The 15,339-nt window shown below is 38.2% G+C and carries 16 protein-coding genes; 8 read left to right on the top strand and 8 right to left on the bottom strand.

Annotated features, from left to right (window positions below; genetic code table 11):
- The first annotated feature begins 271 nt into the window (after positions 1 to 271).
- The gene (pflB, locus tag BTN98_RS14335) at positions 272 to 2,569 is read left to right on the top strand and encodes a formate C-acetyltransferase (protein WP_060997936.1); all 2,298 of its coding nucleotides are present in this window, start codon (positions 272 to 274) and stop codon (positions 2,567 to 2,569) included.
- Positions 2,570 to 2,836: 267 nt separating this feature from the next.
- On the top strand, positions 2,837 to 4,312 hold the full coding sequence (locus BTN98_RS14330; protein WP_060997937.1) for a DASS family sodium-coupled anion symporter: 1,476 nt from the start codon (positions 2,837 to 2,839) through the stop codon (positions 4,310 to 4,312).
- Positions 4,313 to 4,390: 78 nt separating this feature from the next.
- Here BTN98_RS14330 and BTN98_RS14325 read toward each other — a convergent pair whose 3' ends face one another.
- Together BTN98_RS14325 and BTN98_RS14320 are read right to left on the bottom strand one after the other, a co-directional pair.
- Positions 4,391 to 5,404, bottom strand: coding sequence for a methylenetetrahydrofolate reductase (locus BTN98_RS14325; RefSeq protein ID WP_060997938.1), 1,014 nt, complete (start codon positions 5,402 to 5,404; stop codon positions 4,391 to 4,393).
- Between the two features lie 347 nt (positions 5,405 to 5,751).
- Positions 5,752 to 6,096, bottom strand: coding sequence for a hypothetical protein (locus tag BTN98_RS14320; RefSeq protein ID WP_060997939.1), 345 nt, complete (start codon positions 6,094 to 6,096; stop codon positions 5,752 to 5,754).
- A gap of 153 nt (positions 6,097 to 6,249) precedes the next feature.
- On the opposite strand from BTN98_RS14320, the gene BTN98_RS14315 reads away from it, so the two are divergent.
- Together BTN98_RS14315 and BTN98_RS14310 are read left to right on the top strand one after the other, a co-directional pair.
- Positions 6,250 to 6,606 (top strand): YibL family ribosome-associated protein, encoded by a 357-nt coding sequence (locus BTN98_RS14315; protein WP_060997940.1) that lies wholly within the window; start codon positions 6,250 to 6,252, stop codon positions 6,604 to 6,606.
- Between the two features lie 161 nt (positions 6,607 to 6,767).
- A complete protein-coding gene (locus BTN98_RS14310; RefSeq protein ID WP_065190246.1) occupies positions 6,768 to 6,875 on the top strand; it encodes a 3-ketoacyl-ACP reductase in 108 nt (35 codons plus the stop codon).
- Here BTN98_RS14310 and BTN98_RS14305 read toward each other — a convergent pair whose 3' ends face one another.
- The 3 genes from BTN98_RS14305 to BTN98_RS14295 all read right to left on the bottom strand — a co-directional run bounded on the left by BTN98_RS14305 (position 6,876) and on the right by BTN98_RS14295 (position 9,385).
- The gene (locus BTN98_RS14305) at positions 6,876 to 7,634 is read right to left on the bottom strand and encodes an SDR family oxidoreductase (RefSeq protein WP_060997942.1); all 759 of its coding nucleotides are present in this window, start codon (positions 7,632 to 7,634) and stop codon (positions 6,876 to 6,878) included.
- 105 nt (positions 7,635 to 7,739) lie between these two features.
- Positions 7,740 to 8,939 (bottom strand): enoyl-CoA hydratase/isomerase family protein, encoded by a 1,200-nt coding sequence (locus BTN98_RS14300; protein ID WP_060997943.1) that lies wholly within the window; start codon positions 8,937 to 8,939, stop codon positions 7,740 to 7,742.
- A gap of 164 nt (positions 8,940 to 9,103) precedes the next feature.
- A complete protein-coding gene (locus tag BTN98_RS14295) occupies positions 9,104 to 9,385 on the bottom strand; it encodes a hypothetical protein (RefSeq protein WP_060997944.1) in 282 nt (93 codons plus the stop codon).
- A 255-nt stretch (positions 9,386 to 9,640) separates the two neighbouring features.
- On the opposite strand from BTN98_RS14295, the gene BTN98_RS14290 reads away from it, so the two are divergent.
- Positions 9,641 to 10,777: a hypothetical protein gene (locus tag BTN98_RS14290; protein WP_231730683.1), complete on the top strand. Its 1,137-nt coding sequence runs from the start codon at positions 9,641 to 9,643 to the stop codon at positions 10,775 to 10,777.
- 69 nt (positions 10,778 to 10,846) lie between these two features.
- On the opposite strand, the gene BTN98_RS14285 is transcribed toward BTN98_RS14290, so the two are convergent.
- The 3 genes from BTN98_RS14285 to ppiC form a co-directional block, all read right to left on the bottom strand.
- The gene (locus tag BTN98_RS14285; protein WP_060997945.1) at positions 10,847 to 11,194 is read right to left on the bottom strand and encodes a hypothetical protein; all 348 of its coding nucleotides are present in this window, start codon (positions 11,192 to 11,194) and stop codon (positions 10,847 to 10,849) included.
- A 123-nt stretch (positions 11,195 to 11,317) separates the two neighbouring features.
- Positions 11,318 to 11,788 (bottom strand): hypothetical protein, encoded by a 471-nt coding sequence (locus BTN98_RS14280; RefSeq protein WP_060997946.1) that lies wholly within the window; start codon positions 11,786 to 11,788, stop codon positions 11,318 to 11,320.
- A 140-nt stretch (positions 11,789 to 11,928) separates the two neighbouring features.
- Positions 11,929 to 12,210, bottom strand: a complete 282-nt coding sequence (ppiC, locus tag BTN98_RS14275) for a peptidylprolyl isomerase PpiC (protein ID WP_060997947.1) — start codon at positions 12,208 to 12,210, stop codon at positions 11,929 to 11,931.
- 772 nt (positions 12,211 to 12,982) lie between these two features.
- Here ppiC and BTN98_RS14270 point away from each other — a divergent pair.
- Genes BTN98_RS14270 through BTN98_RS14260 form a run of 3 tightly spaced genes read left to right on the top strand, consistent with a single transcriptional unit; the run spans position 12,983 to position 15,316 of the window.
- A complete protein-coding gene (locus BTN98_RS14270; protein ID WP_060997948.1) occupies positions 12,983 to 13,333 on the top strand; it encodes a PepSY domain-containing protein in 351 nt (116 codons plus the stop codon).
- Positions 13,330 to 13,989 (top strand): response regulator transcription factor, encoded by a 660-nt coding sequence (locus BTN98_RS14265; protein ID WP_060997949.1) that lies wholly within the window; start codon positions 13,330 to 13,332, stop codon positions 13,987 to 13,989. Before BTN98_RS14270 ends, BTN98_RS14265 begins: the two co-directional genes overlap by 4 nt.
- Positions 13,979 to 15,316, top strand: a complete 1,338-nt coding sequence (locus tag BTN98_RS14260; RefSeq protein ID WP_060997950.1) for an ATP-binding protein — start codon at positions 13,979 to 13,981, stop codon at positions 15,314 to 15,316. The genes BTN98_RS14265 and BTN98_RS14260 overlap by 11 nt, the downstream gene beginning before the upstream one ends.
- Positions 15,317 to 15,339 lie beyond the last annotated feature (23 nt).

Here is a 15,339-nt window from a genome sequence, read left to right as displayed (position 1 = left end):
ATATGCATATTACGCATTAGAAAAATGAAAAGCATTCATTTTACTCATACAGATATTAGTCATATTATGAACTCAGGCAAATAGGCAGCATATTACGCCTCAGTTAGGTTTGATTTTGCAGCAATAAAAAAAGCCAGCTTATTAATATATAAAGTAATAATCAGCACCTCGATTCAACACTTACAAGGTTGAATGAACCGTAATCAATCATATAGCGATCAGTTATAACTGCTGATCACTGCATTCAAATTTTTAGTTAGAGGTAAGTATTATGACAATCCCAACAACTGATATGCTTGAAGCATGGCGTGGTTTTAGTAAAGGTGAATGGCAGACTAGCGTTAATACGCGTGATTTCATTCAAACTAACTACACCCCATACGAAGGCGATGAGTCTTTCTTAGCCGATGTAACAGATGCAACAACATCATTATGGAATGATGTAATGGAAGGCATCAAGCAAGAGAGCAGCACTCACGCTCCGGTTGACTTTGACACAGACTTGCCTTCAACTGTTACCTCTCATGGTGCAGGCTATATCAACCAAGATCTTGAAAAAATTGTTGGTCTACAAACTGATAAGCCACTAAAACGTGCAATTATCGCCAATGGCGGTATTCGCATGGTGAAAAACTCATGTGAAGTTTACGGTCGCGAATTAGACCCAATGGTTGAAAAAATCTTTACTGATTACCGTAAAACACATAACAAAGCATGTTTTGACTTATACACTAAAGAAATTTTAGCTTGTCGTCGTTCAGGTATTATCACAGGTTTACCTGATGCGTATGGTCGTGGCCGTATTATTGGTGATTACCGTCGTTTAGCACTATACGGTATTGATTTCCTTAAAGCGGATAAATTAGAGCAATATAATTCGACGCAATCTTTCCTTGAGCAAGGCCAAGATTTAGAAAAAACCATGCGCCTACGTGAAGAACTTGCTGATCAAGTTCAAGCACTAGAAGACATTCGCACAATGGGTCTTGCATACGGCATTGATATGTCTATGCCAGCTAAAACAGCACAACAAGCGATTCAGTTTACCTACTTTGGTTACCTTGCTGCGGTTAAATCACAAAATGGCGCTGCAATGTCGCTTGGTCGTACGTCAACATTTATTGATGTCTTTGTTGAGCGTGATATTGCTAACGGTTTAATCACCGAACAACAAGCGCAAGAAATGGTTGACCATTTCATTATGAAACTGCGTATGGTGCGTTTCCTACGTACACCTGAATATGATTCATTATTCTCTGGTGACCCAATCTGGGCAACAGAAGCAATGGCAGGTATGGGTGTTGATGGCCGTACTTTAGTCACTAAGACCACATTCCGCTACTTGCATACATTGCATACAATGGGTCCTGCGCCTGAGCCAAACATGACGATTCTTTGGTCAGAGCAACTGCCTATCGCTTTCAAACAATACGCTGCTAAAGTATCAATTGAAACATCATCTGTTCAATACGAGAACGATGATCTAATGCGCCCAGATTTCGACAACGATGATTACGCTATCGCATGTTGTGTGAGCCCACAAATTGTTGGTAAGCACATGCAGTTCTTTGGTGCACGTGCCAACCTTGCTAAAGCGCTACTGTATACCATCAATGGTGGTGTAGATGAGAAATCACAAGTACAAGTAGGTCCTCAGGTTGCAAAAATCACTGATGCAGTACTTGATTTTGATACCCTGATGCCTCGTTATGATGCCATGCTTGATTGGTTAGCGACTCAATATGTGACAGCACTAAACATTATTCACTACTCACATGACCGTTACAGCTATGAAGCATCACTTATGGCATTAATGGATCGCGATGTACGCCGTACTATGGCATGTGGTATTGCAGGTCTTTCTGTTGTCGCTGACTCATTAGCAGCCATCAAGTTTGCTAAAGTAACACCGATTCGTGATGAAAATGGCGTTGCTATCGACTTCAACATCGAAGGTGATTACCCTAAATTTGGTAACAATGATGCACGTGTAGATGACATTGCTTGTGATCTAGTTGAACGCTTCATGAAGAAGATTCAAACTATGCACATGTACCGTGAAGCGATTCCAACCCAGTCAATTTTGACAATAACATCAAACGTTGTATATGGTAAAAAGACCGGTAATACACCAGATGGCCGTCGTGCTGGTATGCCATTTGGTCCAGGTGCTAACCCAATGCACGGTCGTGATGAAAACGGGGCGGTTGCATCACTAACATCAGTATCAAAACTACCATTTGCTTATGCGAAAGACGGTATTTCTTATACTTTCTCTATTGTTCCAAATGCATTAGGTAAAGATGAAAATACACAAAAGCAAAACCTTGCGGCATTAATGGATGGTTACTTCCACCACGAAGCAGCAGGTGCAGCAGACGGTATTGAAGGTGGCCAGCACCTAAACGTGAACGTATTAAATCGTGACACATTATTGGATGCTGTTGAACACCCAGAGAAATACCCACAGCTAACCATTCGTGTTTCTGGTTACGCAGTGCGCTTTAACTCACTGACTCGTGAACAGCAACAAGATGTAATTACACGTACATTTACTAGCAAGATATAAAGACGATAATAAGAACGCTAACTACCAGCAAACAATAACAACCAAACAAAATGGCATGACTACCTAATTTTGTTTGTGCTTTCAACGCCACTTAATCTGTCTCTTTCTCTTTGAAAGTATTTAAGTGGCGTTTTTTTATCATAAAACACACTATTTTTGATATGGGATAGACATTCACTGATTAATATAAAATTCAAATAATTTTACAGTGAGAATTATTTGAATTTTATATACCATAAAGACATATAAAACCTTACTAAGAACCCAATGAGCGCTATATCCCCTAATAAAACAGTTTCATCTGCCAAAGCCCCCCTGTTTGCTATCAAAGTTATTCCTACAATCTTTATTATATTGCTGAGTGCGCTTTGTTGGCGTTATATCACCATACCTATAGAATTAAATATTGCTGCATTTCATACTGCGATTATTTTTATTGCAACGATTGTCGCTATTGTAACTAATGTATTGCCCACAGGTGCGGTTGCCGTTATCGGTGTTTCTGCCTATGCATTACTCCATGCAGGTGGCGAAACATCCGCTAAAGCCGCTATCATGGCTGCGACCAGTAATTTTAATAACGTTCTGATTTGGCTCATTGTGATTGCATTTATGATTGCACGTGCCTTTGCTAAAACAGGATTAGGCAAACGAATCGCTCTCATTCTATTGAGTTGGTTTGGTCAGTCATCATTACGCATTGCTTATTGTTTGGGCATTGCTGATTTTCTTATCGCTCCAGCAACCCCCAGTAACACTGCTCGTTCAGCAATTATCTCCCCTATTGCCGATTCACTCGCGAAAGTCATTAATAAAGATGATCGTAAGTTGGGTCAATACCTTATTTCTTCGGTAAGTGCAATGAACGATGCTTCAGCTGTAGGTTTTCAAACAGGCTTTGCTGGTAACCTTGCTTTAGTCGGGATTGCCGCTTCGGTTGCTGATATTAATATAACATTCAGTCACTGGGCGCTTTATTTGCTAATGCCTGCTGTCATTTTACTATTAACCATCCCTTTTATTCTGTTTAAGTTTATCAATCCAGACACTAAACATACGCCACAAGCACCAACTTATGCAAAACAGGCTTTAATGCTTTTAGGTCCTGTCAGTGTTGCAGAATGGAAGCTAATCGCAGTCTTTATTGGATTAATTATAATGTGGGTTGGCGGACAATCGCTCCATTTACATGCAACCACTGCGGCATTTATTGGCTTGTCAGCCCTGTTGATATTAGGAGTATTAACCTGGGATGATGTTAAATCAGAAAAAGGGGCTTGGGATACACTGATTTGGTTTGCCGTATTGATGGGAATGGCGAGTCAACTGAAGACTCTCGGCTTCACTACATGGGTCGGCCATGGTGTATCAGATTTAATCAGCCAACATATGGGCCATGCAAGTCCAACTGTTATTTTAATTGTTATGATGATTTTCTATCTGATCACTGCCTACTTTTTTGCGTCAGGTACCGCCAAGGTTGTTGCACTGGGGCCAGTAATCATTGGCTCATTAATCGCGTTAGGAGTTAATCCACTTATTTCAATTTTAGCGGTTGCGGGTATTACCAACATAGGCTGTAACCTCACCACCTATAGCCATGCGCGTAATCCATTATTAATGGGTTACCAATATCATAATGATAAACAATGGATGTCAATTGGTTTGATTATCTCTGGTGGTGGCGCAATTATCTTTATGACCACAGGAATTATTTGGTGGTCTATTTTAGGCTTAATGTAATTATATAGAATACTTCAATAAATCAAATCAGCCGCTGCAAATACCACTTGCAGCGGCTGGTTAATTTTAGCTTGTTAATTATACAGAAGTCAGTTTATTGCGCTGTAAAGTACGAAATTCATGCTTAGCTAGATGACTGTCCATCGAAGCACGTAACAACTTATACAGTAAAATTGAACCATCTATTTCTTCTTTACGGTTAGTCAAACTTTCAATGTTTAATCCTAACGGAAGATCATATTCAACCACTGCATCTAAAATCTGATTAAGACTATTACAGCACATTTTAATTGATTCATGTAATGGGTTCGATGCATTAAGAATACGCAAACTGGTTGCTTCTGGCACGCTCACACCAAGCCACTCAATAAACTCTAGTGTCTTTGCACTGCCACATGGCGAAAACGTCAATAAAATACGCTGTGGTTTGATACCATCTTGTTTACATTCAATCGCATAACGCGTCAGAATATCAATAGTTGCTTGAGTATCGTAAATCGCTTGAGAAATAAAGAAATTACAGCCTTGCTGATATTTTTCTATTAAACGGGCATGTTCATTACCTTTTTTAGCATGGCGTTCTGCAATCATTATGCCGCCAGTAAAAAAGTTATTATTATTTTCAGCCAACGTTTGATAAGCAGCAGATAAGGGTAACGATACCTCATTTTTGGCCGATGGACTGCCCACCAGCACAATGTCACGCACTTGGTACTCATGCCAAGCTTCATTTAACCACTCATCAAATGCATCGGTTTCTGATTGAACAACACTTTTATAAGTAATAACAGGTCGGCCTGTTTTCTTATTTAATAATGATGAGTAATAACGTGGATCATGCGTTGATTTAAATGGGAATGGGCGTGGTTTTTGAGTACGCGAAACTTCATCCTGAATGTCGTAAACAATCAGGCCATCAATCGCAAGATCTTTAATACGATTCACTAGACGATCTGCAATGCCCTCGACTTCCTCTAAAGGAGTACTCGTCTTAGGTGGTGTTGTTCCAATAAAATACACGCCACGGGTAATATCGTTATAGCGTACCCGTAGTTCTGATTCTGCTTGTGTCGTTTGATCTAAATTTACCATTAATAATCACTTCCATGTGTTGTAGTAGACGGTAAGCAAAGCCTTTATTGATATCCCGCCGACTATGACAAATACTGCTTAACAGTTGCTAAATAACACCGACAACCGCTACATCCTTAGGTTAAAACGATAACAACATTCAACCAACTGTTAATTATGTTGGCAGCAAATTGGCTATTTTTTTATAAAAGATTATTTACTTGTACCTAATCAGCACTCAGAAATCAAAATATATTAACTATATTTTCAATAATATAATCTTGCCAGCAGACTTAGTTTATCCATACTAAACACGCTGTTGGGTTATTATAGAATTAATGACCATTACTAATTAATCATGATAGTTTTCATCTACCAGCCTTCATCATCTTTAACCAAAACTGTTGCTGGCAGCGATTATAAAATGATTTTTTAGATAATGTGATTGCTTCAACAGGATCAGTAATAACGTGGTAATTGATCCAACATTCCGGACAAACATTGTCATCGATAGTTACATCATCATATTCAATGACATACCTAATTGTCACACCATCAGTAAAGTCATAGTCTGTTTGCTTTCGAATAACATCAAGATTGTCATCAGAATAGGAACAATCAACTGTCGAATAGCAATGAATAGTTGTACCAGTGTTACCACTTTGTTGATGGTGTTCGATAGCCGCTATATATTTAAATAGTGAATGTGGCATATATGTCCATAAAAATGTAATTTATAACAAAAATAGTTGCTGGATAGCGATCCAGTTAGCAAAAATATAATGTATACTAGCGGCAACTCAATACCTATTCATCGTAAACACTACGATTTAGTGTATTGCGAGTGTAAATACAAAGGTAATGACATGAATTTAAACCAAGAGCTTCAAAATCTTAACAACCGTATGGACAAGTGCCAGCGTAAACTTGCTGCTGCTATTCAACGTGATGATAAAGTTATCATCAAGCAGTTTAAAGATGAGCTTCTTAGCCTAAACAAAAAAGCGCAAAACGTTAAACACCGTAAGTCATCAGAAGTGAGTGGCAAAAGTAAAGATGTTAAATCTCTTGCTTTCAATCGCGTGTTAACTAAAGCAGAACAAGCAGATATGGGTAAACTGAAAAAATCAGTAAAAGACCTTGTCGTTGTTCACCCAATGACGGCATTAGGCCGTAGCATGGGCATTAAAGCTGTTACGGGCTACGCACCAAAAGCATTCTAATTATTGCTTAGTCACATTATTGACTAAACAATAATGGCCGAATCGGCATAAAAAGATCGTCTAATGGCGATCTTTTTTTATGTAAAAAAAAACAGAAAACCTCAACATTAGCGCTAATGTTGAGGTAAAATCTATTCTTTAATTGCTACTTGGACTTACCAATGGAAAAATTAATGCCGTATATGGCAAAATTCGCGTTTGGCTTATCAATGCTCATGTTTGCCGTTGGTGGCGTTTTAGCATTAATTGCATTATATAACCACGCTTGATTACAACCGTAACCCACCATCAATTTCAAGTACCCTGCCGGTGAAATAATCATTTTCAATAATATATCTCACCGAATGGGCAATTTCGGTTGGCTCGCCCAAACGTGCTAATGGCACCATAGATAACATTTTCTCAAGCTTGTCATCATTAATTTGCATTGCCATTGGCGTATCAATAAGACCAGGTGCAATAGCGGCTACACGAATACCGTATTGGCCTAATTCTCTTGCCCAGCCAACCGCCATAGTAGTTACAGCAGCTTTAGATGCTGCATAGTTTGTTTGACCGATATTTCCGGCACGAGCAGTACTTGAAATATTAATAATAACGCCTTTGGTTTCATTCTCAATCATCCACTTAGCTGCTTCTCTACCGCATAAGAATGTACCTGTTACATTAACATCCATAACTGTTTGAAACTGCTCTAAAGACATTTTACTGATGCCTGGTTGGCTTTTTTGCACTAGCAAACCATCATCAAGGATCCCTGCATTATTAATTAGCGTATCAATATGCTCAAAATCCTCAATAATATTCAAAAAAGCTTGTTCAATTTCTGCTTCATTAGTGACATCAGCCTCATAAATACGTGCCATGCTATTTAGCATATGGCATTGATCTTGTGTTTTCCGTAACCCTGCCGTATTCACATCAATTAAAGCAAGTTGTGCTCCCATCTGCGCAAGCGTTACAGCCATCATTTGGCCTAGCCCTTGACCGGCTCCTGTAATGACAACAACACTATTCTCAATGTTCACGTTAATTTGCTCCTAAACCTGTTTATAAAATATTCTAAAGACACTGATTAACATTAATAACGACAAAAACAGAGAAAACACAACACCGTTTAATTCTGATTGTAATTAGACTAAATCAGCTAATGGATTTTGTTGCTGGTGCCATAAAGGTGTAAATAAACAATCGACAAGACGTGTATCTACATTCGAAAGCGTTTTATATAACCACTTAGGCTGATTATCTTTCTCTATGAGTCGTGCTCTAACACCCTCTTTAAATTCTCCCAACAAACCACAGCGAACAGACAGCGATAACTCCATTAAAAAGCAGTCAGCCAAACTGACTTGTTGATAGTGCTGCATTTGGTGGAAACAAATATGGGCAGATAATGGACTGCCTTCAATCAATGTTTGTTTAGCATTTTCAAGCCAAGATCCCATGCCAGAAATAGCCTCAATTTGTCCATAAACAATATCAAGTGTTGGCGCAACACACGCCGCTTGAATTTGAGGGAAATACGGGATCATTTGACTTGGCGGACGTTGTTTTTCTGAATCAGTTGCTATAGCTGTCAGAATTTCAGTAATAACAGTGCCAATACGCTCTTCTGCAATATTCTGCCAAGGATAATGTTTTAACTGTTTAATTAAACGTTCACGATCATTATCAACAATTAGATGATCTGCCATTGCAAGATCTAACGCATCACTGGCATTAACATCGGCAGCTGTTAAACCAAGAAATAAACCGATTCCAGCGGGCAACTGATTTAAAAACCATGTCGCACCAACATCCGGATAAAGACCAATTTTTATTTCGGGCATAGCTAGGGAAGCAGAAGGCGTCACAACTCGATGACTTGCTCCGATAAATAATCCTAACCCTCCCCCCATAATTAAGCCACTCCCCCAAGCAATAATAGGCTTAGGGTAATTATGAATTAAATAATCACAGCTATATTCAAGTGTAAAATAATCAATTAAAAATGGCTTAGCTAAATAACTTTGTTCATTATTAGTTTGATGAATATAACCATCCATTGTCGCAGCAACACTCTGATTAATAGCTGTTACTGCAGGATCATTTTCTAATGCATAATAAAGCGCGCGAATATCAGCACCAGAACAAAACGCCTTTTCACCAACAGCTTGAATAATGACACTCACTATATTTTCATCATGTTGCCAATGTAATAGCTGCTGCTGAATCGTTTTTAGCATCGTCAAGGTTAATGCATTGAGTGATGATGTATTATCTAACTCCAATACACCTATTGCATGCCCACTACCACAACGAATTTCAAATATATTTACTGTTCCAGTCATCCATAAACCTCTCGATAAGAATCCATTTATTTAGCAATAATATGCTCTTTATAGCCTCTCGCTTACTGATTGTTAATAAAAAGTGTTGAAAACAGAGTTTTCAGTTTTATAACAATGACATTGATTACTAACATATCGCTTCTATAAATCTGTCATGATACATATTAACAATCACTATCATGGCGAAGACGAACCTCTGCCTCAAGTTCAGTTACCGCATCCCATAACGATTTTTCACGTATTCGTTGACGCTCTAAATTAGTATTAATACCATCAATAGTATTTTGCTCCATCGGGCCTAAATAATTATCTGCAGTATCAGCAATAATAACGCGAAACTCTTCCATCGTAGGTAAACGATTATTTGACTCTTCAAAATCATCAAAGATAGCATTCACTTTTCCTGACATTTCTTGTTTGATTTTTTTAAATTCTGAATTATCCATATCACCCTCCAACAAATTCACAATAATGATAGTCAAAAATGATGTTTAAAAAGCGATTGTTCTGTATTATTTATTGTATTAACATCTCAAAAACAAACTACAAATATAAAATATTATTCTTATCAATTAACACAATAAATATAACAATCTTCATCTACACTGTAGCTAATAATCGTTAACTTCTTAATTAGTATAGTTGCCATACATGATATAAAAATTAAAATTCAGCGACAAAAGTAAGGATATAAGACTACATTGAATACTTTTAATAACATTATTCTCTCTTTCCTTTTTTTGCCATTATGCTTTTGCTATACGGCGACGATTGATGCTGCAACGATTACTCAGCAAGATGCAGGTACGCCTAAACACCCCAAGAAAAGTGACGGCGTAACACATACATTATCGCATACCCTACCAACTGCCAATAACAACACTTACAGTGGCTCACAAACAATACAGCAATGGGTAGATCATTCTCAACAATCCATTTGTGACTCAGTACATGATATTGGAAAGTATATCGATCACAGTCTAACCAAAGAAGATGATCGAGCTAAACTAACCAACCGCAGCTACCTACGTATTCGTCATCGATCAGTTTACTCACATCGAGGAAAACTAGAAAATGACTTCAAGGTCTACTTTAAGCTCGATTTACCGCATGTTAAACGTGATTGGAAATTGATCCTCGACTCAGAACCAAGTGATTACGATAGTCTTGAAAGTAAACAGCGTGGTATTGCATCTGGTAGTAAAACTCAAACAGGCGATACAATTGGCGGATTTAGGTTACAAGATGCACAGTTTGGCAACTGGACATCTGATTTTGATATTGGTATCAAAATAAAACTCCCGCTTGATCCTTTTACCAAAGCTCGCCTTTCTCGTGTTGATAGCATTAGTCAAAATTGGACCACCCAATTTGACCAAGAAGTCTTCTATTATCATTCAAAAGGGCTTGGAACACTTACTCAAATGAGTGGCTTTTATGCTCTAACGCCTAATCAAAAAAACATTTTTAGAGCCACAACCAGTGCGCAATATTTACAACAAGATAATAAATGGGAACTAGTACAACAATTCAATATTTATCAACGTGTAGCTGATAAAGATTTATTTGAATATTCAATAGGAATAAGTGCAGATACCGATGAAATAAAAGAAGTGACTAACTATTGGATTTCCGCAGAATGGAAACGTCGAGTATATAAAAACTGGCTTTATCTTGCAGCTCGACCACAACTTGAATTTCCACGAGATTACAATTATCACGCAAATCTTGGCATTATGCTTGAGCTTGAAATATTCTTCTCTAAAAACCGTAAAATTGATGAATTAGGCCGTTATATTCCAAAACCTGTAAAGCAACGGACCCAAACTCATCAATAATACATAATATCCTAAGACATAGCGTTTACGAGACGCTATGTCTTAACAACAAAACCATTGCCACTTAGGTTACTTTTGTTGATGTGAAATTGGCATTGTATCGTTGATTTTTACTGGCCCTAAGCCAACAACACAACGCTTATAGCCTTGCTTCCAACCTTCAACATACCGCATTTTCTCAACGCCTCTCATGTCATCAAGGATCATTTTTGACGGCTGCCATTGATTATTCACAGCATCTTTACAACCATCATTATAACCATGCTGAATAAATTGCTCAGTGAGAGTTAGTGGCTTGGTGGTTTGGATTGACGTTGGTTTTTGCGCTGGTGTTGTAGAAGGTGTAGAGGTTAAAGATGCAGTACTACACCCCGATAAAAGTGCAACTACACCAACCATCATTAATGCGTAACGCATACCTTTCCTTAAACATAAATTTCAATAATTAAGGTTAAGCATACCCTTATATCGCTCAATGGAATATTAATATTGGTTGCGACACGCTGCCACAACCAATTTGACTCGTATCAAGCGCGAGCTTTACGCGGTTTTTACTTTATCGACAATAAGGTTATTTACCCACATCACCACAAATAAAATTATCAATGTGCCGATAAACGTTGTCACTCCGTACTGCAAAGATAGCGTACTAAGGTCAGTCAAGGTTGATGAAATCAGCGAACCTGAAGCAAACTCTGATAAAACAATCATGTTAATCACACTTAAACCTGAAAATAAGCTCAGCATGCACAATGTCATCATTGATTGTCTTTTAATGGTAAATAGCTTATTGCTACGGCTACCTTCATACAACAGTTTTTGCCCTAAAGAATACGATACAAACAATAATAAGGTGCTATATCCAAGCGAAAACATAAAAATAGAAATCGGATACAACGCTTTACTTGAGCCTAATAAAAAAACAAATTTTGCCGCTTCTAAGGCACTGAAAAAAACAATTGCCGCGAGAGTGTAAAAGACTGCTCCACGAATAAGTCGATCTTTGTTCATTTTAATAACCCTACCAAAACATCACCATAAAACTGGTTGACTAAATGCGTTAATTTAACCTAACCATACTCTACTAACCGCAGCTACAAAAAAGCGCCGAATCATCAGCGCCTTGTTAAACATTATCACAATCTTATCGATTAGGTGCGGTATAACACTTTGATAATATGGTAACCGAATTTAGTCTTAACTGGACCGATTGGCTCTAGCACTTTACCGCTAAATACCGCTTTATCAAACGCTGGCACCATCGCGCCTTTTTTAAATTCACCTAAATCACCACCTCTTTTACCTGATGGGCAAGTTGAATACTTTTTAGCAAGCGTCTGAAATTTAGCACCTTTTTTAAGCTGCGCAAGAATATCGTCTGCTTGTTCTTTATGTTTTACTAAAATATGAAGTGCTGCTGCTGTTGAAGCCATGCTAATCAACCTATTATCGCTATACTATGAAGGTTTAACTTATGCGGTGATTATCGCATTAGTTATTATAAAACGCTAATGACGAACATTATATTGTAACTGTCGCTGAAAGCATAACGAGCCCTAACGACCTCATTATAATCAATTAGTTAATAAACTCGTGAAAACATAAGATATTCTAATTCTATTCTCATGTTAAAAGTTAGCGGATAGTTCATTAGCTCAGTTAAGGTACGACAGAATCGCTTGGTGATCACAGTGAGTCGGCCGTGCCGCAAGCACGAAGCTGGACAGAAATGACTTAGAGTATTAACCCCAAGACATTCTCTTTGGATACCCCCTGTTTGGGCAAAGCGAGAAACATGGAACAACCATATTTTTATAAGGACTATCCGTAAACTATTTAGCCCATGTTTGAGCATTAAAGAAGCCAGCGAAAATAGCTCTACAACGCGCGGATGGTAGATTCCCTATCGCTCTCGCGGGCATTCACTGTAGGGAATGACGGAATTTGGACGCGGGCATGTGTTGTAGGAAGAGACAGAGTGTAGACTCGGGTATATGCAGTGGATTAATCAACTTTAGTATTGCTAACTTAACGTGTAATAAAACGACTAAACTTAGTCTAGGCATCTTAAAAAGACACTTTTATGCTTTCAGCGACAAGTGACTTTAAAAAGCTGAAAAAATTTAAAGGCTTACAAAACAAATAATCTATCTATAATAAGGCCATTCATTTTCCATTCATGGCTAGTTAGTTACAGTTATAAATATGAAAAAACATTACAAATATTTATATCTTATTGGATTTATCAGCATCCTTAGTTTTCAGGTGGTTGCCGCGCCGACGACGGATATTGATGAACATCATGATAATGTCATGGATGCTGTTGCCCAAGGACTTATTCAACCTTTTTCTGCATTGCAACATCGAGTCCACCAGCAGCTATTAGCCCGTATTATTCGTGTCGAATTAGATAAAAATGATAATGAATGGATCTACGAATTAAAGCTTATTGATGCTAACAATAATATTATAAAAGTCGAGTATGAAGCCCGTACTCTTAAAATGATAGAAATAAAAGGACGCCACCTTGAAAGTGTCCTTAAGGTTCCAAAATGAAAATTTTAGTCGTTGAAGATGATGTTACATTAGGTGAGCAAATTGTCACCGGTTTAGAGCAAAATGGTTGGGTTGCAGAGCACTCTGCCGATGGTATTGATGCACTTTATCGTGCGACATCTGAACCCTGGGATGCGATAGTGCTTGATTTAGGCCTACCCAAGCTTGATGGTATCACTGTTTTAAAAGGCATTCGTGAAGAAAACGTTAATTGCCCAGTCGTGATCCTCAGCGCACGTAATGAGCTGACTCAGCGTGTTGATGGTTTAAACGCAGGTGCCGATGATTACCTCACTAAACCTTTTCAAATGGTTGAATTAATTGCGCGTGTCCGTGCTCAATTACGCCGCGCAACAGGCAATGTTTCACCAATCATTCAAGCTGGAGAATTGAGTTTAGATACTCGAACGTCAAAAGTAACTTGGCAAGATCAGGTGGTTGATTTAACGGCTCTTGAGTTTAAAGTATTGTCATATTTAATGCACAATACCGACAAAGTTATCTCTCGAACTGAATTAGTTGAACACATTTATAAGCAAGATTTCGATCGCGATTCTAATACTATTGAAGTATTTATTGGTCGTATTCGTCGCAAAATTGGAAATGATGTAATCAAGACTGTACGTGGTCTTGGATATCGTATCAATGCTAACTAACCCAATAAAAAATCGCCGACCAAGTATTCGTAACCGACTGCTGATTGCTGCAGCAGTTTGGTTATTGGCGATTACACTATCTGCAGGTTACCTTGTTCCCTCTTTTATTAAAACCTACTTAATTGAACAAGAAAAATCACAGCTATACCTCTACATGGATCAAATTACTGCTCAGGTAGATATTGATAAACACGGTCAACTTTTTGTTGATGGCCGATTATCAAACCCTCGCTTTAATTTCCCATACAGTGGCTTATATTGGTCATTAAAACTTAATAAACAAGTTTTACGATCACGCTCATTATGGGATACCACCATAAAAGGCAATGACAAAAAAGGATTTGAAGGCCCAGATAATCAATCACTTATTGTTGTTAAGCGTAAATTTAGCTTGCCCGATAGCGATTATCCTATCGAATTATCGGTGGCGGTTAATCAAGATAAACTGTTAAAAACGCTGCAGCAATTAACCCATGGATTGTGGGTAATTCTGACCATTATGGCGATTGGTATTTTAGCGTTAACAACATTACAAGTGAGTTGGTCTTTGTGGCCACTGCGTAAACTGCGTAAAAATCTGATTGAAGTACGTGAAGGTCATTCAACCGAACTAACAGGCCTTTATCCGGTTGAGATCCAGCCCGTTATTGATGACCTAAACGCACTGTTATTTCATTATCAAGAGTTGTTATTGCGCGCGAGAAACCACTCAGGGAATTTATCCCATGCGTTAAAAACACCGATTGCAATCCTTAATAATGAAGTGTCGTTATTAGATCCAGCCACACAGGCTAAACTCGCACCGGCATTACAACAATTGCAGCAACATATTGACTATCATTTAGGTCGTGCTCGCATGGCTGGCGCGATGAATATTCTTGCGACCAAAACAGCGCTATCACACCGTATTGATGCAATCTCATTGGCGATGGATAAAGTCTATGCCCATCGCGGCGTAGTGCTGGTGAATGAACTTGATAGTGATGTAGTAATTGCGGTAGAAAAAAGTGATTTAGACGAAATGATCGGTAACTTGATTGAAAATAGCTATAAATGGGCCAATAGCCTCATTCGCGTTTATCAAGAACCTATTGTTGATGGTCATATTGCATTAATAATTGAAGATGATGGCCCCGGTATCGCTACTGAAAAATGTAAGCAAGTACTAAAACGTGGGGTTCGGTTAGATGAAAATACGCCAGGTACTGGACTTGGGCTCAATATTGTCAATGAACTTGCACATAGTTACCGTGGTGATTTAGTCTTAACTCGCAGTACGCTAGGTGGCTTAAAAGCTATGCTTTACCTTCCGATTCCACGAAACTAACATCTGAAATATAACCATAAATA

Source organism: Photobacterium aquimaris, from assembly GCF_002954455.1.
GTDB lineage: Bacteria > Pseudomonadota > Gammaproteobacteria > Enterobacterales > Vibrionaceae > Photobacterium > Photobacterium aquimaris.
This window is presented reverse-complemented; position numbering and strand designations above follow the sequence as displayed.